The 21,103-nt window shown below is 64.5% G+C and carries 18 protein-coding genes; 4 read left to right on the top strand and 14 right to left on the bottom strand.

What is annotated here, in order from left to right; all coding sequences use genetic code 11:
* The first annotated feature begins 42 nt into the window (after positions 1 to 42).
* The 3 genes from FJV80_RS03945 to FJV80_RS03935 all read left to right on the top strand — a co-directional run bounded on the left by FJV80_RS03945 (position 43) and on the right by FJV80_RS03935 (position 3,474).
* The gene (locus FJV80_RS03945; protein ID WP_095772575.1) at positions 43 to 1,596 is read left to right on the top strand and encodes a sodium:proton antiporter; all 1,554 of its coding nucleotides are present in this window, start codon (positions 43 to 45) and stop codon (positions 1,594 to 1,596) included.
* A gap of 116 nt (positions 1,597 to 1,712) precedes the next feature.
* A complete protein-coding gene (locus FJV80_RS03940; RefSeq protein ID WP_095772576.1) occupies positions 1,713 to 2,621 on the top strand; it encodes an endonuclease/exonuclease/phosphatase family protein in 909 nt (302 codons plus the stop codon).
* Positions 2,622 to 2,628: 7 nt separating this feature from the next.
* A complete protein-coding gene (locus FJV80_RS03935; protein ID WP_095787011.1) occupies positions 2,629 to 3,474 on the top strand; it encodes an EamA family transporter in 846 nt (281 codons plus the stop codon).
* Between the two features lie 7 nt (positions 3,475 to 3,481).
* Here FJV80_RS03935 and FJV80_RS03930 read toward each other — a convergent pair whose 3' ends face one another.
* The 14 genes from FJV80_RS03930 to FJV80_RS03865 form a co-directional block, all read right to left on the bottom strand.
* Positions 3,482 to 4,699: an MFS transporter gene (locus FJV80_RS03930; protein ID WP_179295808.1), complete on the bottom strand. Its 1,218-nt coding sequence runs from the start codon at positions 4,697 to 4,699 to the stop codon at positions 3,482 to 3,484.
* An 80-nt stretch (positions 4,700 to 4,779) separates the two neighbouring features.
* The gene (locus FJV80_RS03925) at positions 4,780 to 5,097 is read right to left on the bottom strand and encodes a Dabb family protein (RefSeq protein WP_095787010.1); all 318 of its coding nucleotides are present in this window, start codon (positions 5,095 to 5,097) and stop codon (positions 4,780 to 4,782) included.
* 13 nt (positions 5,098 to 5,110) lie between these two features.
* Entirely contained in the window at positions 5,111 to 6,739 is a 1,629-nt protein-coding gene (locus FJV80_RS03920) for a choline dehydrogenase (RefSeq protein ID WP_142875598.1), read from the bottom strand.
* 11 nt (positions 6,740 to 6,750) lie between these two features.
* Complete coding sequence (locus FJV80_RS03915) at positions 6,751 to 7,512, bottom strand: 3-ketoacyl-ACP reductase (RefSeq protein WP_095787008.1); 762 nt, start codon at positions 7,510 to 7,512, stop codon at positions 6,751 to 6,753.
* A complete protein-coding gene (locus FJV80_RS03910) occupies positions 7,509 to 9,026 on the bottom strand; it encodes a GMC family oxidoreductase (protein WP_142875597.1) in 1,518 nt (505 codons plus the stop codon). Before FJV80_RS03910 ends, FJV80_RS03915 begins: the two co-directional genes overlap by 4 nt.
* Before the next feature lie 5 nt (positions 9,027 to 9,031).
* Positions 9,032 to 10,147 carry an ABC transporter ATP-binding protein gene (locus FJV80_RS03905; protein WP_142875596.1) on the bottom strand — a complete coding sequence of 372 codons (1,116 nt, stop codon included), beginning with the start codon at positions 10,145 to 10,147 and terminating at the stop codon, positions 9,032 to 9,034.
* A 20-nt stretch (positions 10,148 to 10,167) separates the two neighbouring features.
* A complete protein-coding gene (locus FJV80_RS03900) occupies positions 10,168 to 11,112 on the bottom strand; it encodes a carbohydrate ABC transporter permease (RefSeq protein WP_064980812.1) in 945 nt (314 codons plus the stop codon).
* Positions 11,109 to 12,059, bottom strand: a complete 951-nt coding sequence (locus FJV80_RS03895) for a sugar ABC transporter permease (RefSeq protein WP_027047381.1) — start codon at positions 12,057 to 12,059, stop codon at positions 11,109 to 11,111. Before FJV80_RS03895 ends, FJV80_RS03900 begins: the two co-directional genes overlap by 4 nt.
* Before the next feature lie 153 nt (positions 12,060 to 12,212).
* Positions 12,213 to 13,466, bottom strand: a complete 1,254-nt coding sequence (locus FJV80_RS03890) for an ABC transporter substrate-binding protein (protein ID WP_095772584.1) — start codon at positions 13,464 to 13,466, stop codon at positions 12,213 to 12,215.
* 58 nt (positions 13,467 to 13,524) lie between these two features.
* Positions 13,525 to 15,036, bottom strand: a complete 1,512-nt coding sequence (locus FJV80_RS03885) for an aldehyde dehydrogenase family protein (RefSeq protein ID WP_095792648.1) — start codon at positions 15,034 to 15,036, stop codon at positions 13,525 to 13,527.
* Between the two features lie 13 nt (positions 15,037 to 15,049).
* Positions 15,050 to 15,826 carry an enoyl-CoA hydratase/isomerase family protein gene (locus tag FJV80_RS03880; RefSeq protein WP_142875595.1) on the bottom strand — a complete coding sequence of 259 codons (777 nt, stop codon included), beginning with the start codon at positions 15,824 to 15,826 and terminating at the stop codon, positions 15,050 to 15,052.
* Entirely contained in the window at positions 15,819 to 17,420 is a 1,602-nt protein-coding gene (locus FJV80_RS03875) for an acyl CoA:acetate/3-ketoacid CoA transferase (RefSeq protein WP_142875594.1), read from the bottom strand. Before FJV80_RS03875 ends, FJV80_RS03880 begins: the two co-directional genes overlap by 8 nt.
* Positions 17,417 to 18,433 (bottom strand): Gfo/Idh/MocA family oxidoreductase, encoded by a 1,017-nt coding sequence (locus tag FJV80_RS03870; RefSeq protein WP_142875593.1) that lies wholly within the window; start codon positions 18,431 to 18,433, stop codon positions 17,417 to 17,419. The genes FJV80_RS03875 and FJV80_RS03870 overlap by 4 nt, the downstream gene beginning before the upstream one ends.
* Positions 18,430 to 19,488, bottom strand: coding sequence for a LacI family DNA-binding transcriptional regulator (locus tag FJV80_RS03865; protein ID WP_095772588.1), 1,059 nt, complete (start codon positions 19,486 to 19,488; stop codon positions 18,430 to 18,432). Before FJV80_RS03865 ends, FJV80_RS03870 begins: the two co-directional genes overlap by 4 nt.
* 243 nt (positions 19,489 to 19,731) lie before the next feature.
* Between FJV80_RS03865 and FJV80_RS03860 the strand changes: the two genes are divergently transcribed.
* Positions 19,732 to 20,886: a dihydrodipicolinate synthase family protein gene (locus FJV80_RS03860; RefSeq protein ID WP_142875592.1), complete on the top strand. Its 1,155-nt coding sequence runs from the start codon at positions 19,732 to 19,734 to the stop codon at positions 20,884 to 20,886.
* The last annotated feature ends 217 nt before the right edge of the window (positions 20,887 to 21,103 follow it).

The following is a 21,103-nucleotide window of genomic DNA, read 5'->3' as shown; positions in this document are numbered from 1 at the left end:
AGGGGTACTGCCAACAGTCGCTCTTCGCCGCTACGATGAGCCATGGCCCTTTTTGAACTCACCCTTGTCCTGCTTTTGACGGCTGTCGCGCTGACGGCGCTGTCGCGGCGGCTGGAGGTCCCCTATCCGTCGCTGCTGGCCCTGGCCGGGGTCGGCATCGCCTTCGTGCCTGGCGCACCGATGATCGAGATCGATCCGGAACTGGCGCTTGCGCTGTTCATAGCGCCGGTGCTTCTCGATGCCGCCTATGACACGTCGCTGCGCGACCTGAAGCGCTACCGGCTGTCGCTGCTGCTGCTGGCGCTTGGCGCCGTCGTCTTCACCACTGTGGTGGTTGCCTTCGTCGGCTGGAAGATGGCCGGCCTGCCGATCGCCGCGGCGATCGCGCTTGGCGCCATCGTCGCGCCGCCGGATGCCGTGGCGGCGAGTGCCGTTCTCGGGCAATTCAAGGTGCCGCACCGCATCACCGCCATCCTGCAGGGCGAAAGCCTGCTCAACGATGCCACCGCACTCTTGATCTACCGGCTGGCGGTTTCGGCAGCACTCGGCTCGATCATGCTGAGCAACGCCATTCCGGTGATCCTGCTGTCAACGATCGGCAGCCTGATTGGAGGTTATCTGCTTGGCCGCCTCTCGCTCTTGACGCTGACCCGCATCGAGGATGCGGCGAGCAGCACCGTGGTGCAGTTCGCCGGGACATTCGGCGTGTGGATATTGGCCGACAAGCTCGGTCTTTCCGCCATCATCACCATCGTCGTCTACGCCATCACGATTGCGCGCAGTGCACCGCGCCGCATGTCGGCGAGACGCCGTGTCAGCACCTATTCGGTCTGGGAGTCGGCGGTGTTCGTTCTCAACGTTTTGGCTTTCGTGCTGATGGGCCTGCAGGCACGGTCGATCGTCGGCCGGCTTTCCGGCGAAGGGCAGGGCGAGGCCTTTCTGTTTGCCGCGACGGTGCTGGTTGTCGTCATCGCTGCGCGCCTCGTCTGGGTGGCGAGTTATGTTGCGATCATCCGATGGCTTGCCCGTCTCGGCGGCGAAGACAGAAAGCGGGATTTGCCGACATTTGGCGGCGCCGTGCTGGTCGGCTGGTGCGGTATGCGCGGGCTGGTGACGCTGGTGGTGGCCATTGCCCTGCCTGCCGGCTTTCCCGGCCGCGATCCGATCGTGCTTGCCGCCTTCGCGGTGGTTCTGGGTACGCTGGTGCTGCAGGGGATGACGCTGAAGCCTCTGCTGCGGATACTCAACTTCGATCCCGACAGAACCGTCGACAATGAGGTTGCGCAGGCGCGCGTTGCCGTCATGCAGGCCGCACTTGACGTGTTGAGCCGCAAGACATCGGCCGCGGCGGCTGTCGTGCGCGAGCAGTACGAGGCTCAGCGCGTGATCGCGGAAAACCCGGAGGACGCACAGGCGGCAACCGAATACGACCGGCTGCGCCTCTACGCCATCAACCGCCAGCGCGACACGCTGGAGGAATTGCGCAGCAACGGCACGATCGGCGACGAGGCCTATCACCGGCTGGAAGAAGAGATCGACTGGGCGGAACTGGCGGCGTCGCCAGCGGGCCGGTTCCAGCCGTTGACGACGGATTAGAAGATCGCGCGGCGGGGCAGGGGAGGCTGCTGGCACAAGCCGCTTGCATTCTCCTGCACATTGCAAGCAATCCACTGAGCCGCTACTGCCATCGCCGAAGGTGAGCCGGATAAGCAATGAAGCTGGTCAGCTACAACATCCAGTACGGGTTCGGCAGCGACGGCCGCTATGACCTTTCGCGCGCGGCGCGCATCGTCGACGGCGCCGATGTCATTGCCCTGCAGGAAGTCGAGCGGCACTGGCAGCGCAGCCATTTCGACGACCAGCCGGAGCTGCTGTCGCGCCTGCTGCCGGACTATCACTGGATCTACGGCCCGGCCTTCGACATGGACGCCAGCGAGCGGCGGGACGGTCGCCTGGTCAATCGGCGCCGGCAGTTCGGCACCATGGTTCTGTCGAAACTGCCGATCGTCTGGTCGCGCCTGCATGCGCTGCCGATGCGCCGGACGCTCAGGCCGCTCAACACGCGCAACGCGGCGCTCGAATGCATGATCGGCACACCGGCCGGCCCGGTGCGGGTGCTGTCCTTGCATCTCGCCCATATCGCGGCGGAAGAGCGGCTGGAGCAGATCGACTATCTGCTGGCCGAACACCGCCGTGCGCCGTCCGAAGGCGGGCCGTGGAGCGGCATCGATGACGAGCCTTCGCGCAACTGGACCAGCGGCGAAGCCGAGCCGGAAAATCCGCTGGCGGCGATCTGGATGGGCGATTTCAACATGGAGCCGGGCAGCGCCGAATACCGCCGCATCGTCGGCAGCACGCCCTATCATCGGGGTGCTGCCTATCTCGACGGCTTCGTCGATGCCGCCGTTGTGGCGATCGAACCCGCTGATGACTTCCACACGCATGAGAAGATCATCGACGGCAGGCTGGCAAAGCGCCGGCTCGACCACTGCTTCGTCGGCGGTATGTTCGCGGGGCGGGTCCGCTCGGTCGCATCCGATACAGGCGAGGTGGCGTCCGATCACTTCCCGGTCCGGGTCGACATCGATCTCGAAACGCCACTCGGCTTGGGAGGTCGATAGACCCGAAATGACGCTTTTCGTCTTCTTCGCGGTGCTTGCCGCAGCCGCCATGCACGCGATCTGGAACGCGCTGGTCAAGGTGCATCTCGACCGCTTCCTGTCGATCACGCTGATGACATTGGGCATGGGGTTTGCCGCGCTGTTCGTGCTGCCTTTCGTCGAGTTCCCGAAGGCCGCGGTCTGGCCGTTCATTCTCGCTTCGGTGGTCTTCCACATGGGCTACCGAACCTTCCTGATCGGCGCCTACAAGGCCGGCGATTTCGCCCAGACCTATCCACTGGCGCGCGGCACGGCACCGCTGCTGGCAGCACTTGGTGGCATCGTGGTGGTGCAGGAGGTGCCGGCGCCGTTTGCCATTCTCGGCATCCTGCTTTTGTCGGCCGGCACGCTGGTGATGTCGTTTCGCGGCGGCGCGCATCTGGAGAGGCTCAACCTGCGCGCCGTCGGCTTTGCGCTCGGCACGTCGATCTTCATTGCCAGCTATACATTGTCGGACGGCAGCGGCGCGCGGCTGGCGGCGACGGCGCAAAGCTACGCGGCCTGGCTGTTCGTCTGCGACGCGACATGGGCGCTGGTGCTGTGCCTCATCTTCCGCGGGCCGCAGTCACTGCCCGTGCTGGCGCGCGACTGGAAGGCCGGGCTGTTCACCGGCGTGCTCAGCGGCGCGGCCTACTGGATCGTGATGTGGGCGATGACCAAGGCGCCGATCGCCTCGGTGGCATCGCTGCGCGAAACGTCGATCCTGTTCGCCATGCTGATCTCGGTCTACGCGCTCGGCGAGAAGATGACGGGCTGGCGCGGCGCCGCCGCGCTCAGCATTGTTGCCGGGGTTATCGCGCTCCGGATGGGTTAGGCCGCACTCAACCCAGGACTGTCATCACCTGGCCGCGCCGCTCCGGGCTGAAGCGGATGACGACGATGATGCAGACGGCGACCACGCCGGCGAAAAGCGCCAGCGCATAGCCGTAGCTGCCTCCGGCCGACTCCGCTATGCCCGCCTGATACGGACCGCCATAGGATGCGGCAAGGTTGCCGGCCTGATAGATGAAGCCGGGCAAGGTCGCGCGGACCGCCCCCGGCGACAGTTCGTTGAGATGAACCGGGATGACGCCCCAGGCGCCCTGGACGGCGACCTGCATGACGAATGCGCCGATGGCCAACATGAAGGGCGTGGTGCTGTAGGCCCATAGCGGGATCGACGGCAGGGCGATCAGGCAGGCGAGCGTGATGGCGTTGACGCGGCCGATCCTCTCCGACAGCGCGCCGAAGGCCAGGCCGCCGACGATGGCGCCGATATTGGCGACGATGGTGATCCAGCTCACCGTGTGCGGATCGAAGCCATGCTGCTTCTTCAAGAAGGTCGGGTAGAGGTCCTGCGTGCCATGGCTGAAGAAATTGAAGAACATCATCAGCACGACGGCATAGAGCGCGACGCCCCAGTGCTTCTGCAGCGTTTCCAGGAGCCCCGGCTTGACCGATTTCCGCGCCTCGGCGAAGGCCGGCGATTCCGGCACGTGCGAGCGGATGAAGAGCACGATCAGCGCCGGCAAGAAGGAGAGCAGGAACATGGCACGCCAGCCGATCGTGTAGCCGCCGATCGTCTGCTGGTAGAGCAGGCCGTAGACCACCGCCGCCAGGAGGTAGCCGGCGGGATAGCCGCATTGCAGGATGCCCGATACGAAGCCGCGCGCGCTGGGAGGGATGGATTCCATGGCGAGCGAACTGCCAAGCCCCCATTCGCCGCCCATGGCGATGCCGAACAAAGCGCGCAGGGCGAGGAAAATGCCGAGATTGGGCGAGAAGGCGGCGAGCGCGCCGATCACCGAATAGCTGACGATGTTGAGCATGAGGATGGGCTTGCGCCCATATTTGTCGGCGAGCATGCCGAAGAAAAACGCGCCGATGAAGCGCGTCGCCAAGGTCAGGAACAGCGCCTTTGAGACTGCCGGGACATCGGTGTGGAATTCACTCGCAATATCGGTGAGCAGGAATGTCAGAAGGAAGAAATCAAAAGCGTCGAGCGTCCAGCCCAGGAATGAGGCCAGAACGGTTTTCTTCTGCTCGGCAGTGAGATTCAAGGCGTCCTCCTTTGGTGCCCCCAAAGGACGATATGTCGCCCCTCTCGCAAAAGAGAACAGCGATCAGCCGGAACCGGCGGTCACTTTTTCGTAAGGTCGAGGTCGAAGACCATCAATCCGTCCGTGCCGCCTTCGAGTGCGGCGACCAGCCGGGCGCCGGCGCGCTGATGAGCTTCATGGACGAGATAGGCGTCGCGGGCGGCGGCATCGCGGAAATCGATGGTGAAGCCATGGCCAAAGCCGCGGGCGAAGGGCTCGGGGCTGACATTGGCACTGAAGTGGACCGTGTCCATGCCGTCGATAACCTTTCGAAGCGCTTCCAGGTCGGCATGGATCGCCGTGCGTTCGCTTTCGGAGACATCGCCGCGAAACCGGGCGAAGACACAGTGCCTGATCATTTCTTCATCCCCTTCAAGCAGCCCGGTTGCTGGAAAACACGGCCGGCGGCAGCGGTTCGCGGCCGAGGATCAGGTCGGCACCCTTCTCGCCAACCATGATGGTCGGTGCATTGGTATTTGAGGAGGGCACGCGCGGCATCACCGAGGCGTCGCAGACGCGCAAGCCTTCGATGCCGCGCAGCCGCAAATCCGGCGTCACGACAGCCATCTCGTCATGGCCCATGCGGCAGGTGCCGACAGGATGGTGATCGGTCTTTGCGCTGCGGCAGGCGTAGTCGAACAGTTCGTCGTCGGTCGCCAGCGACGGGCCGGGCAGCACTTCGCGCAGCACGTAGGGCTGAAGCGCCTTCTGCCGCATGATCTCGCGCGCCAGCCGCAGGCCCTTGATCGACATGGCGCGGTCATAGGGATCGGACCAGTAGTTGGGATCGATCAGCGGATGGTCGGCCGGGTCGGCGCTCTTCAGTCGCACCGTGCCGCGCGAGCGCGGCCGCAGGAAGGCCGAGTTCAAGGTGACGCCCGGATTGTTCAACTTCTCGACGCCGGCCTCGATGCCGGAGCCCAGGCCGAGATGGAACTGGATGTCGGGCGAGGCGGCGGTCGGGTCGGCGTACCAGAAGCCGCCGGTCTCGAACAGGCTGGAGGCCACCGGCCCCTTCTTCAAAAGCAGATATTGCAAGCCGGCCCAGGCCGTGCGGTGCAGCTTGGCGTAATTGTCATAGGTGTGGTCGCCGGTGCATTCGGCGATGACGAACAGATCGAGATGGTCCTGCATGTTGGAGCCGACGCCGGGCAGGTCGTGCACCGGCGTCACGCCGACCGATTTCAGGTGGTCAGCCGGACCGATGCCCGATTGCATCAAAAGCTTCGGCGAGCCGATGGCGCCGGACGAGACGATCACCTCGCGCCCGGCGCGCATGATCTTCTTCTCGCCGCCTGGCCGGTCGACGACTTCAACGCCGACAGCTCGGCCGTTCTCGACGACGATACGTGTCACCAGCACATCGGTCCGGACGGTGAGGTTCTTGCGGGCGCGGATCGGCTTGAGATAGGCGACCGAGGCCGAGGATCGCCGGGCATCCTTCTGGGTGAGCTGGTAATAGCCGACGCCTTCCTGGGCAGCGCCGTTGAAGTCGGGGTTGAAGGGAATGCCCATCTCCTGGCCGGCGCGGAAATAGGCCTCGCAGATCGGCAGCGGCGAGATCGGGTTCGACACGCCGAGCGGTCCCTGGTCGCCGTGAAAATCGTTGGCGAAACGCTGGTTGTTCTCGGCGCGCTTGAAATAGGGCAGCACGTCGCGGTAGCCCCAGCCGGCGAGACCCTCTTCCTTTTCCCAGGCGTCGTAGTCGCGGGCATTGCCGCGCGTGTAGATCTGGGCGTTGATGGAGGAGCCGCCGCCGACCACCTTGGCCTGCGTGTACCAGAAGACCCGGTCCTTCATGTTTTTCTGTGGCACGGTGGACCAGCCCCAGGACGCGATGCCCTTGGTCATCTTGGCGAAGCCCGCCGGCATATGGATGTAGGGATGCCAGTCCTTGCCGCCGGCTTCCAGCAGCAGCACGGAATTCAAGGGATCCTCGCTCAGCCGGTTGGCCAGAACACAGCCGGCCGGGCCGGCGCCCACGATGATGTAGTCTGTCATGTCGTTTCCACCTATAGCCGCGGCACGGAGAGCGCGCCGTCGACATTGATGATCGAGCCGGTCGAAAAGCCGAGCCTGCCGGCGGCAAGCGTCGCCACCACCGCGCCGATGTCTGACGCTTCGCCCCAGCGTTTGGCCGGCACCAGCCCGCTGTCGATCAAGGCATCGTATTTGGCGGTCACGCCTGCCGTCATGTCGGTGCGGATGATGCCCGGACGCAACTCGAACACGCCGATATTTTCAGGGGCGAGCCTGAGCGCCAGGTTCTTCACCCACATGGAAAGCCCCGCCTTCGATATGCAGTATTCGGAGCGCTCCGGCGAAGCCATCTCGGCGCTGACCGAGGTGACGGTGATGATCGATCTTGCATGGCCGCCGGGTGTGGCCAGCATTGCCTTGGCGACGGCCTGGCTGAGGAAGACCGTGCCGCGCAGGTTGATATCAAGCGTGCGGTCGAAATTTTCGGGCTTCAGCTCCAGCAGGTCGCCGCGCACCACGGCGCCGACGCCGGCATTGTTGACGAGACAGTCGATGCGGCCGAAGACGCGCATCGCGGCATCGACCAACACGGCGTGGCCGTCGAGATTGGCGACGTCACAACTGACATAGGCGAGTTTCGCACCGCGCGCCGAGATGTCTGCGTCGAGCCCGTCAGGCGCCTGTTCGGCGAGGTCGGCAACCAGAATGTCAAAGCCGGCATCGGCCAGCGCTTCCGCGCAAGCCAGCCCGATCCCGCGCGCGCCGCCGGTGACGATGGCTGCGGGGCGGGTCATGCGGCAAGCTCCATCTTGCGGATATGGTCAGCCACCCGCAACGCCTGAGCGGCGACCGACAGCGCCGGGTTGACCGCAGCCGAGTTCGGCAAAAAACTGGCATCGACGACGAACAGGTTCCGGTGGTCGAACGACCGGCAGAACGGGTCGAGCGGCGCGGTCGCCGGATCGTCGCCCATCCTGACCGTGCCGCACTGGTGCGAGGGCGTGCGCCTATCGAAGGGGCGCGACAGCACGATGGGGTAGCCGCAGGCGCGGAAGTTTTCGCGCATCACCTTGGTCAGTCCGTCGAGCGACTGCATGTTGGAGCGCCGCCACTGCATGACGATGTCCTTGCCGTCGACCATGATGCGGCTTTCGGGATCGGGCAGGTCCTCGCACATCAAATACCAGTCGACGGCATGGCCGGCCATGAAGTCGAGCACGAATTTCGGCATCGTCCTCACATTGGCCTTGAGCATGTTGCCGTCGATCTTGCCGAGCAGCTGGACATTGCCGAGCGGTTTGCCGCCCCTGCCGTCCGACAGATAATAGTCGTTCAGCATCAGCGTCTTCTGGTAGACGGCATCGTTCCTGCGGCGCGGATCGATCGCCAGCATGGCACTGGAATTGTGGTTCATGAAGTTGCGGCCGACCTGGTCGGAGCGGTTGGCGAGGCCCTTGCCGCCTCCTTTGCCGTTGCCCGGTGAGGGCGAGCGCAGCAGGATGACGGCGGAATTGACCGCGCCGGCGGACAGGATGACCAGTTTCGGCGACACTTTCTTCAGTTCGCCGTTCTGCCGGTAGTGGATCGCGGCGATGCTTTTGCCGTCGGGCGCCACCTCGAGATACTCGACGTAGCAGCCGGTCTCGAGCCGGATGTTGCTGTCCCCAAGCGCCGCCGCCAGTGGCGCTGTCTGGGCGTCCATCTTTCCCAGGCCGGTGTTGGGGAAAGCGTCCCAGCCGGTTCTGCCTTCCTTCAGCCAGGTATCGATGTCGACGCCGAGCGGCAGCGAGGCCGGATGCAGGCCGAGGCCCTTCAGTTCAGCACGGGCGCGCGCGATCGGTGCTTCGTCGGGCACCGGCTTGAAGGCGTAGGGGATCGAGTGGAACGGTTCGGTCGGATCCTCACCCAGCGTGCCGCGCACGCGAAACAGCTGCTCCGCCCTGGAATACCAGGGCTCGAACTCGTCGTAGGAAAACGGCCAGGCGGGCGAGACGCCGCCGTAATGCTCCATGGCCGAAAAATCTTCCTTGCGGTAACGGATCAGCACCGCGCCGTAGAATTTCGAATTGCCGCCGACATAGTAGTAATTGCCGGGGTTGAAGGCGGCACCGCCGGCCTCGCGCCACATCTCCTTTGGGCGATAGTGGCCGTCGACGAAGATCGAGCGGGTGTCGCGGGCATGCGGGGTTGCCGGCAAGGGCTCGCCACGCTCCAGCATCAGGATCGAGGCGCCGCTGCCGGCCAGGCCGGAGGCGATCGTGGCGCCGCCAATGCCGGAGCCGATGATGACGATGTCCGGATCTGCCATGGCCGTCAGCGGATGCGGTTCTCGGTCGCCGGATCGAAGAACACCGCCTTGGTCAGGTTGAAGGCGAGCGGCGTGCTGGTGCCAGGCTGGATGTTGGCGTCGGCGCGCAGCCGTGCCACCACGCCCTTGCCGCCGAGATTGGTGACGGCGAACGTGTCGGAACCGGCCGGCTCGACGACCTCGATATGCAGGTCGGCGGTGGCGATGTTCGAGGCGTTGCGCTCGGCGCCCTCCGGATCGGTCAGCGCTTCCGGCCGTACGCCGAAGATGATCGGCTTGCCCTGGAATGCCGAGAGACCTGCTGGCGCATTGGCCATCGGCAGCGTGATCGGCTCGCGGGCCTCACGCTGCAGAACGACGGAGAGCGCATTGCCCGATGTGGTGATGGTCGCCGGGATCAGGTTCATGGCCGGCGAGCCCATGAAGTCGGCGACGAAGAGATTGGCGGGGTTGTTGTAGATCTCGGCCGGGGTGCCGAACTGCTGCACCTCGCCGTCGCGCATGACGGCGATCTTTGTCGCCAGCGTCATCGCCTCGATCTGGTCGTGGGTGACGTAGACGATTGTGGTGCCTGTCGTGGCGTGCAGGCGCTTGATCTCGATGCGCATGTCGACGCGCAGCTTGGCGTCGAGGTTGGACAAAGGCTCGTCGAACAGGAAGAGTTTGGGGTCGCGCACCAGCGCCCGGCCCATGGCGACGCGCTGGCGCTGGCCGCCCGAAAGCTGGCTCGGCTTGCGCTGCAGGAGATGACCGATCTGCAGGACCTTGGCCACCTTGTCGATCGCCTTCTGGCGCTCGTCGGCCGGCACGCCGCGCATCTCCATGCCGAACGAGATGTTCCCGGCCACCGTCATGTTCGGGTACAGCGCGTAGCTCTGGAACACCATGGCGATGTCGCGCTTCGAAGGGTGCAGATCGTTGATGGCGCGGCCGTCGACGCGGATCTCGCCCTCGGTGATCTGCTCCAGGCCGGCGATGGTGTTGAGCAAGGTGGACTTGCCGCAGCCGGACGGACCGACCAACACCAGGAAGCCGCCCTTTTCGAGCTCTACATCGATGCCCTTCAGGATCTCGACATTCCCGAAGCGCTTCTTCAGCCCATCAATTTCCAGAAAAGCCATGGTCGTTCCTTCTGAATTGGTCAGCCTTTGACCGCGCCGGCCATCAGCCCGCGCACGAAATAGCGGCCGGCGACGACATAGACGATCAGGGTGGGCAGGGCGGCGATCATCGCGGCCGCCATGTTGACGTTGTATTCGACGACGCCGGTCGAGGTGTTGACGACATTGTTGAGCGCCACCGTCATCGGCATCGCATCGCCGGTGCCGGCATAGGCCGAGGCGAACAGGAAGTCGTTCCAGATGTTGGTGAACTGGTAGATGACGGTGACGACGAAGATCGGCATCGAGTTCGGCAGCATGATGCGGCGGAAGATCTGGAAGAAGGAGGCGCCGTCGACCTGCGCGGCCTTGATCAATTCGGTCGGGAAGGCCTCGTAATAGTTGCGGAAGAACAGCGTGGTGAAGCCGATGCCGTAGACGACGTGGACGAAGACCAGATTGACCGTCGAATTGCCGAGGCCGAAGCTGGTTCCGACGGAGTTCTGCAAGGTCACGCCGAAGCGGCCGACGCTGCCAAGGATCGTCGCCATCGGCAGCAGCACCGACTGGAACGGAATGAAGCAGGCGAACAGCATCAGCCCGAACACCAGCGTCGCGCCGCGAAAGCGCCATTTGGTCAGCACGTAGCCGTTGAGGGCGCCGAGCATGGTCGAGATCAGCACGGCCGGAACCACCATCTTGATGGAGTTCCAGAAATAGCCCTTGATGCCGGCGCAGGTGAGGCCGACGCAGGTCTCGCCCCAGGCCTTCAGCCACGGGTCGAAGGTCGGCGCCTTGGGCAGCGCCAGCATGTTGCCGTTCTGGATCTCGTCCATGGTCTTGAACGAGGTGACCAGCATGACGAACAGCGGCATCAGGTAGAACAGCGCGAACAGCGCCAGAAGCCCGTAGATGACGATGCGGTTGACGAGCTTGGTGTTGATGCCGCCGGAGGCCTGGCGGGCAGGGGTGGCGACAGCGCTCATCGCGGCTTCTCCCTGAGTTCCGAATAGAGATAGGGCACGATGATGGCGACGATGGTCATCAGCATGATCACCGCACTGGCCGATCCGACAGCCATTTCGTTGCGCTTGAAAGTGTATTCGTACATGAAATTCGAAGGCAGCCAGGCCGAGCCGCCGGGGCCGCCGGACGTCAGCGCCACGACAAGGTCGTATGACTTGATGGCGAGGTGGGCGAGCACGATGAAGGCCGACAGGAAGATTGGCCGCAGCAGCGGGATGACGATGCGGCGGTAGAGCTGGAAGGTTGTGGCGCCATCGATCTGCGCTGCCTTCATGATCTCGCCGTCAATGCCGCGCAGGCCGGCCAGGAACATCGCCATGATGAAGCCGGAGGCCTGCCAGACGCCGGCGATGACCACGGTGTAGATGACGAAATCCTTGTTCTTGATCCAGTCGAAATGGAAGCTCGTCCAGCCCCATTGATGCAGCGTCTGTTCGAGGCCGAGGCCGGGATCGAGGAACCATTTCCAGGCGACGCCGGTGACGATGAAGGACAGCGCCATCGGATAGAGGTAGATCGGCCGCAGGACGCCTTCGCCGCGGATCTTCTGGTCGAGCAGGATGGCCAGGAACAGGCCAAGCGCCAGGCAGATCAGGATGTAGAGAAAGCCGAAAATGCCCATATTGGTTATCGACGTGTACCAGCTCGATGGCGGGTCGGTGTCGAAGGTCCAGCCCCACAGCCGCTGATAGGCGCGCGAACCTGTGATGACGTAGGACGGGAAGGTCTTGGAATTGGTGAAGGACAGATAGATCGTCCACAGGATGAAGCCGTAGACGAAGACGATGGTGATGGCGAAGCTCGGCGCCAGAACGATCTTCGGCAAGGCGTCCTGCAGGCGCGAGCGCACCGAGGTGCGCGACCGCTCCGGCGTCAGCTTGATCTGGCTTGTTGCTACTGTGCTCATGAGCTCCTCCCGTTTCGGGTCGTCCGTGCTCCGCCGTCAGGCGGCAAGGCGGCCCCGTGTATACGGGTCTTCGGTCGGCATGGTGTCGAGCCGGCCAATCCTGAGATAAAACCTTCCCCGCCAAAGCGGGGAAGGTGATTTCGAGCGTTGCGCTTACTTGGCGTCGTCGATCGCCTTGACCAGTTCGGTCACGGCCTCGTCCGAGGTCTTGATCTGACCGTGGACGAACTTCGAGACCACGTCCTTGTAGGCATTGGCGACAGCCGGCGGGGCGCCGTAGCCCTGGGCCAGCGAGCCGAACAGCGTGCCGCCTTCGTTGGCCGCCTTCAGGTCGGCGATGCCCTTCTTGCCGCAAGCGTCGAAGTCGGTGTCCGGAACGTCGGTGCGGGCCGGAACCGAACCCTTGACGACGTTGAAGGCCGACTGGAAGCTCTTCGACAGGGTGGCGGTGGCCAGCGCGACCTGGGCGGCCTTGCGGTCGTCCGGAACGTTGAACATGCCGAACATGTCTGAGTTGTAGATCACCGAGCCGTCGGTGCCCGGGAAGCGATAGCACAGGAAGTCGGTGCCCGGGGTCTTCTTGGCGGCGTGGAACTCACCCTTGGCCCAGTCGCCCATGACCTGCACCAGGGCATCGCCCTTGATGACCATGGCGGTGGCAAGGTTCCAGTCGCGGCCCGAGAAGTTCGGGTCGACATAGGTGACGAGCTTGGCGAGGTTGTCGAACGACTTCTTCATCGTGTCGGACTTGAGCGAAGCATCGTCGAGGTCGTTGAAGGCCTTCTTGTAGAACTCGGGTCCGCCGGTCGACAGCACGACGGAGTCGAACATGGTGGCTTCCTGCCAGTTCTGGCCGCCGAGAGCGAGCGGGATCACACCCGCGGCCTTGGCCTTGTCGAGCAGGGCGACAAAATCGTCGAAGGTCTTCGGCTCGGTGCCGCCGATCTTGTCCATGACGGCCTTGTTGATCCACAGCCAGTTGACCGAGTGGACGTTGACCGGAGCCGCGACCCACTTGCCTTCATAGACCGAGAACTTCTGCAGGGCCGCCGGAACCGACTTGTCCCAGCCTTCCTTCTTCGCCGTCTCGGTCAGGTCGCCCATGACGCCGGCCGCGGCATAATCGAGCACGGTGTAGCCGAGCATCTGCGAGGCGGTCGGATAGTTGCCGGCCGCGACCATCGCCTTCAGGGCGGTCATGGCAGCATCACCGCCGCCGCCGGCGACAGGGACGTCCTTCCAGGCATAGCCTTCCTTGGCCAGGTCGCCCTTCAGCACGTTGAGGGCAGCCGCTTCGCCGCCCGACGTCCACCAATGCAGCATCTGCACTTCCTTGACGTCCGCGGCGTGCGCCGAGAACGCAAAGCTCGTCGCAAGAGCCGTTCCGATAAGCAGTTTGCGCAACATGTACTTCCTCCCTTGTTGCATTACACGACCGGTGGAAGCCCACCGGGTTCTTCCCAACTCAGCCGACCCACCATCCGGTGCGCTGGCCGCGATGAAACTGGATTGTCTTTTCCTCGGTATAGTCCTCGACGGCGCGTTTGCCGAGTTCGCGTCCGAGACCGGACTGCTTGTAGCCCCCGAAAGGCAGCTCGGGATAACCTTCCATGAATGTGTTCACCCAAACCGTCCCCGAACGCACCCCACGCGCCACCGACATGCAGGTGTCGATGCTGGCGCTCCACACGCCTGCAGAGAGACCATAGGGCGTGTTGTTGGCGATGTGCAACGCCTTCTCAATCGATTCAAAGGTGAGCACTGAGAGCACCGGTCCGAACACTTCCTCACGCGCAATGGCCATGTCCTCGGTGACGCCACGCAGGATGGTCGGGTCGAGATATTGGCCGGCATTGGAGGCCAGCTGCTTGCCGCCGCTGAAGACATTGCTGCCTTCGCCCGCCGCTGCCGCAACGTAATCCGTCACCTTGGCCAGATGGTCGGACGAGATCATCGCGCCGACCTTGGTTTGCTCGTCGAGCGGGTCGCCGACCTTCACCCTGGCGGTGAGCGCCTTGACGGCGCTGAGAAAATCTCCGGCGATCGCCTCGTGCACGATTAGCCGGCTGCCGGCATTGCAGCATTCGCCGGCATTGAAGAAGCCACCGAACACCGCCGCGTCGGCGGCGGCCTCGAGGTCGGCATCGGGAAAGACGATCTGGCCGTTCTTGCCGCCAAGTTCCATCGAGACCTTCTTCAGCGATTGCGCGGCGGACGCCATGGTCATCTTGCCGACGCGGGTCGAGCCGGTGAACGACACCATCTCGACCAGGGGATGGCCGACCATCGGCGCGCCGACATCGGCGCCCAGACCGGCCAGGATGTTCACGACCCCGGCGGGCAGGCCGGCTTCGAGCAGGATGTCGCCCAGCACGAAGGTCGAGGCCGAGGTCATTTCGCTCGGCTTGACCACTGCCGTGCAGCCGGCGGCGAGCGCGAAAGGCAGTTTCTGGCTGACGATGAGGAACGGGAAATTCCACGGCGTGATGATCGACACGACGCCGATCGGCTCGCGCACGACCACGCCCAGCATGGCATCGCCGAGGTTGGCGTAGCTCTCGCCATGCAGTGTGCGGGCGAGCGAGGCGGCATAGCGCCAGATGTCGACGGCGCCGCCGATCTCGCCGCGCGCCTGGGCGATCGGCTTGCCGGATTCCAGCGCGTCGAGCCGGGCGATGTCTTCCAGCCGTGTCTCGATCAGGTCGGCCGCCCTGAACAGGATCGCGGCGCGCTCGCCGGCCTTCATGCGTGGCCATGGGCCGGTCTGGAACGCCTTGTGCGCGGCCTGCACCGCCGCTTCCACCTCGGCTTGGCCGGCTTGTGCATAGCGCGAAACGGTGAAGCCGTGGCCGGGGCTCTTGCGTTCCAGCGTGCGGCCGTCGCGAGCATCGACGTGCTTGCCGTCGATCAGCAGCCGGTGAGATTTCGGCGCGGCCGAGGCCTCGGCAGGCATGGCGATGTTGAGGGGTGCATTCATCAGGAGGTTTTCTCTAGCTTCTTGAAAATGCTGGCTTCTGCTTGGTTTTGAAGGCGTCGACGCCAGCCTTGAGGTCGCCGGTGAGCGCGATAAAGCCGCTGGCCAGCGCTTCGGCAGCGGCCGCACTTTCCTCGCCCTCGGCCACCGCGATCATCAGCTTGGCCGCTTCCGTCGCCAGCGGGCCGCGCTCGGCGATCTTTTCCCCCCAGCTCTTGGCATCGTCGAACGCCTTGCCGGTTTCGGCCACCCGGTCCACCACGCCAAGGGCCTGCGCTTCGGGAGCGAGAAGTATATCACCACCCAAGGCCATGCGCCGCACCGTCTGTGCGCCGAAGCGGCGCACGGCGCGCTGCGTGCCGGACCAGCCGGGCACGACGCCGATCGAGGTTTCGGGGAAGCCCAATTTCACATGCGCCTCGGCGACCCGGAAATCGCAGGCGACCGCCAGTTCCAGCCCGCCGCCCAGCGCATGGCCGGACAGCACGGCGATGGTCGGTTGCCGCAGCCGCGCCAGCCGGTCGAAGACGCGGTGGCCGTAGCGCACCCATTGCACCTGGAAATCGGCAGCACTCATCGCGCCCCAGGCCTCGACATCGCCGCCGGCGCTAAAGCCCTTGCCTTCGCCGCGCAAGAGCACGACGCGGACGCCTTCGGCCAGCTCCGCTTCGTCGAGCGCGGCTTCGAGCGCCCGCAGCATCGGAATGTCCAGCGCGTTGAACTTTTCCGGGCGGCGCAGCGTGACGATGCCGATGGCGCCGTCCTTTTCGAATGTAACGAGGCGGTCAGCCATGCGCGCCTCCGAGCGAGGCGCCGCCATTGAGCGACAGGCCGATCGGCCGGTCCTGGTAGAGCGCCGCCGGCGTCACCTTGAGGTCGTTGGCGACACCGAGCGGCATCTCGGCCTGCGCCAGGACATCGCGCCCGAGGTCGATGCCCGGCGCCAGCTCGGTGACCATCAGGCCGTCGGGCGTCAGCTTCATCACGCAGCGCTCCGTGACATAGGTGATGTCCTGGCCCTGGGCGACGGCGCGCTTGCCGGAAAACGAGATGTGCTCGACCTCGTTGACCACCTTCTTGACCTTGCCCTCCTGGTCGATGCGGATGCCGCCGTCGGCCAGCGAAAGCTTGGCACCGGCATTGAAGAAGCCGGAGAAGACGATCTTCTTCGCCCGCGCGGTAATGTCGACAAAGCCGCCGGCGCCGGCGGTGACATGCGGCCGCGCCGACAGTTTCGACACGTTGACCGAGCCGTGGCGGTCGATTTGCAGGAAAGACAGCAGCGAGGCGTCGAAACCGCCGGCCTGGAAATAGATGAACTGGTGCGGCGAGGGCATGATCGCCTCGGCGTTGGAGGCGCAGCCGAACTTGAAGTCGAGCAGCGGCACCCCGCCGACGGCGCCCTGCTCGATCACCCAGGTGACCTTGCCGTGCTGGCCTTCTTCCAGAAGGATGCGCGGCACATTGGCCGAGATGCCGAAGCCTATGTTGACGGCCATGCCGTCACGCAATTCCATGGCGACGCGGCGCGCGATCACCTTCTGCACGTTCATCTCGGCGTTGCGGAAGGTCGACAGCGGCCGGAAGATCTCGCCCGAAATCGCCGGGTCGTAAGGCGTCAGCGTCGTCTGCAGCTGGTCGGGCGCCACCACGATATGGTCGACCAGCACGCCCGGCACACGCACATCATGCGGCTTCAGCGTGCCGTTCTCGACGACGCGTTTGACCTGCGCGATGACGATGCCGCTATTGTTGCGGGCGGCGAGCGCCTGTTCGAGGCCGCCGAGATAGGCGCCTTCATGCTCATAGGTGAGGTTGCCGCGCTCGTCCGCCGTGGTGGCGCGGATGATCGAGATGTTGGGCACGATCGAGCGGAAATAGAGCCATTCCTCGCCGTCGAACTGCTGTACCGACACGATCGGCTCGCTGGCCGCGGCGTTCATGGCGCAGCCCTGATGGCGCGGGTCGGCAAAGGTGTCGAGACCGACCTTTGTCAGCACGCCCGGCCGTTTGGCGGCGGCCTCGCGGTGCATGTCGAACAGGATGCCGGATGGCACGTTGTAGGCGGCGACCGAATTGTCGCCGATCATCTTCCATATCTGCGGCGGCTCGGACGAGGAGGGGCCGGAAGGATAGGAACCGCATAGCGTGCGCTTCAAGAGGCCCGGCTTGGCCAGATGATCGATGCCCTTGATGCCGTACATGTCGCCGGCGGCGATCGGGTGCAGCGTGGTGATGTTCTTGGGGTGACCTTCGCCATCGAAGCGCTCGCCGATGGCGGCCAGCACCGCGTCCGGACAGCCAAGGCCGCTCGACGACGACACGGATACCGTCATGCCATCCTTGATCAGGCTGGCTGCCTGTGCCGCTGAAACGACCTTGCTCACTTCATGCTCCCGAGTTTCGGGTCGATCTTGACGGCCTTGCCGGAGCTGGCCGACTGCAACGCCGCCTCGGCTGATGCGAGCGACCAGATGCCGTCCTCGCCGGCGGCGGCAGGCTGGCCCTTGCCGAGGATCGCGACATGGAACCGACGCACCGATCTGACGTAGAGATCCTCGCGGTCGAAGCTCAATTGCTCCTCACCCTTGGCTGTGCGCAACAGCACCGAGCCGTCCGGTTTCTGGGTCATCACATCGCTGGCGATCAGCGAGCCTTCCGAACCATGCACTTCGAAGCCGGTGCCGGCGAATTTGGTGGTGAAACCCTCATGCGACTGGGCGATGAGGCCCGACTTGAAGCGCCAGATGCACATGGCACCGTCTTCCAGACCGCCGGCGGCCATGCCGGCCGATTGCGTGAAGGCCGAGACCTCGACCGGATCGTCGCCGAGCACGAAGCGCAGCGTGTCGGCATCGTGGACTGTGATGTCGAGCACCACGCCGCCGCCGGCTTCCGGTTTGGTGATGCGCCAGCCCTGCAGATTCTCCGGCAGATAGACGGAATGGAAGACGCGCGCGGCGATTGGCTTGCCGATGCGCCCCGATGCGATGGCGTCACGCATGGCGCGATGCGCGCCGGCGTTGCGCAGATGATGGTTGGTGCCGAGCACGATGCCGGCCGCCCTGGCCGCCGCGACCATTTTGCGCGCGTCGGCGCTGGTCAGCGCCAGTGGCTTCTCGCACAGCACATGCTTGCCCGCCGCGATGGCGGCAAGCGCCTGTTCGAGATGCAGTTCGTTGGTGGTCGAGATGTAGACGGCGTCGATGTCGGACTTCAGCAAGGCATCCAGCGTAGACACCGCGGCTGGAATGCCGTTTTCCCTGGCATAGGCCGCCGCGCGTTCCGGATTGGAACTCATCACCGCCGCGATCTCGCCGCCCTCTTGCGCGCGAATGGCGTTGATCATGAATTGCCTGGCGATCGTGCTGGCGCCGATCAGCCCCCATTTGACACTCACGCGGCGCCTCCCGTTCCCGTGGGCCTGTTTCGCGTGCGGAGATCCGGACCGCAGCTTTCCCTGACCACGAGATTGACCGCGCCGATATGGTCTTCGGCCCGCGTGGTGCGGGACTGGATCAGCTTGAGCATGACGTGGGCGGCGCGCTCGCCGAGGCCGGCTGTGTCCACCGCGACGCTGGTCAGCGCCGGCATGTAATGTTCGGCCTCGACCACGTCGTCGAAGCCGACGACGGCGAAATCCGGTCCCGGCTCAAGCCGACGCTTGCGCAATGCCAGCATCACGCCAAACGCGACGGCATCGTTGAAGCAGAGGGCGGCGGTCGGTGGCTCGGCCATTGTAAGGGCGGTCTCCAGGCAAGCGAGGCCGCCTCGGCGGTTTGTTTCGCCCTCGACGACCAATACGTCGCGGGCGGAGATGCCCAGCGTCTCGCAGGCCTCGCGAAAGCCGCCCAGCCGTTCCTGATAAACCACCAGATCCGAGGTGCCGCCGAAGAAGGCGAGCCGGCGATGTCCTTTGGCGATCAGATGGGCCGCGGCAAGATAGGCGCCGCGATGATTGTCGGGCGCGATAACAGGGATGCGGCTTTCAGGCAGGCGGCGCATGGCGAAGACCACCGGCACGCCCGCCAATTCCAGCCGCCGGAAAGCGCCTGGCGTGGTGCCGCGCGCCGGTGACACGATGAGACCGGCGACGCCCTGTTCCATCAGCGACTTCAGCACCTCTTCCTGGCGCACCGGATTCTCCGCCGTGTTGGCGATGAAGGGCACGATGCCGGCCGACTGGAAGACGCGTTCCATGCCGACCGCCAGCTCGGCGAAGAACGGGTTGGTGAGGTCGTTGATGACCATGCCGATGACATTGGAATGGGCCTTGCGCAGATTGGCGGCGCCGCGGTTGTAGACGTAGCCGACATCCTCGATCGCCTTGCGCACCTTGACCGCGGTTTCAGGCCGGATCAGCCCGCTGCCCTGGAGCACGAGCGATACCGTCGATTTGGACACGCCCGCCTCGCGGGCAATGTCGAATATCGTGGCCTTGGCCCGGCTGGCCATCTCGATGCGTCCTCCCAGCTTTTCTCACTCAAATCTATTGGAACGTTCTAATCACTGGTTCAATCTTGAGTCAATCGCGAATTTTTCTCAGCCGCAAAAACTGATTGTGCGTACTCAAATAGCACGGCCGGTAAGGCCTTCCGTGTTGCAACGCAGCATTTGCCGTCAGATTCGCTCCGAATCTTAAAGGTTCTTGATTTATTGGAACGTTCCATTTAATAGGCACGGCGAAGGGAGAGGTCGATGGATATTGTCTTGCCTGGTGAAGGTGGCCGCGGCGCCCGTTACGCGCTTGTCGGACAGCCGGTGCAGCCGGCGGTCGGCGCGCGGTTCTCGCGCATCGCCTATGCCGCCGCGCATGTCGTTGCCGACCCCCTCGAAATGACCGATCCATGGTCGCGGCCGGCGGTCGACTGGGACAGGACGATGGCATTCCGCCATCATTTGTGGCGGCTCGGCTTCCGCATTGCCGAGGCAATGGACACGTCGCAGCGCGGCATGGGTTTCGACTGGGCCAATGCGAAGGAATTGATCCGCCGCTCGATCGCCGAGGCGCGCACTGTCGAGGGCGCCGATCTTGCCTCGGGTGCTGGAACCGACCAGCTGACGCCGACCGCTGCCAGGACGCTCGACGAGGTGATCGCTGCCTATGACGAGCAATTCGCTTTCATCGAAGGACAGGGCGGCAAGGCGATCATGATGGCCAGCCGTGCCTTGGCGGCCGTCGCGAAGGGTCCGGACGATTATGCGCGCGTCTATGACCGCATCTTGAGCCAGGCCTCCGGCAAGGTCATCCTGCACTGGCTGGGGGACATGTTCGACCCGGCCTTGCAGGGCTACTGGGGCAGCGGCGATTTCGAGGCCGCGCTCGATACGGTGGTCGCCATCATCGAACGCCACGCAGACAAGGTCGAAGGCATAAAGATATCGCTGCTCGATGCCGGCAAGGAGGTCGCGCTGCGCAACCGGCTGCCGGACGGCGTCGTGATGTTCACCGGCGACGACTTCAACTACCCCGAACTGATCGCCGGCGACGGCGACAGGCATTCGCACGCGCTGCTTGGCATTTTCGACGCCATCGCGCCGGCCGCCAATGCCGCCCTGGCAAGGCTCGCCGAGGGCGACCGCGCCGGCTATGACGCGCTGATGGCGCCGACCGTGCCGCTGTCGCGAAAAATCTTCGAGGCGCCGACCGAATATTACAAGGCCGGCATCGTCTTCATGGCCTGGCTGAACGGCCACCAGGATCACTTCACCATGGTCGGCGGCATGCAGTCGGCGCGCGGTATCTGCCACTATGCCGAAATCTTTCGCCTTGCCGACCAGGCAGGCCTGCTGGCCGACCCTGACCTTGCCGTATCGCGGATGAAGAACCTGTGTGCCGTCGCAGGCATCTGACGATGGTTCGCGCAGAGATCCGAATTTTCTTTTGAGCCAATTTCTCCGGGACGCGACCGCCATCAGGCGTGCCGAGGTTCAGGCCATCCTTCACCGATCCAAAGGTTTTCGCGGCTTCGGCATCGCTGCCAGGCCAGTTCGGGAGCCACCATCCGGCGAATGGATCAGGGTGACGCATTTCGCCAGCGGCAGGACGAGTTGGTTCGATGTCCAATAT

The sequence above is a fragment of the Mesorhizobium sp. WSM4310 genome (assembly GCF_007003935.1).
Taxonomy (GTDB): Bacteria; Pseudomonadota; Alphaproteobacteria; order Rhizobiales; family Rhizobiaceae; genus Mesorhizobium.
This window is presented reverse-complemented; position numbering and strand designations above follow the sequence as displayed.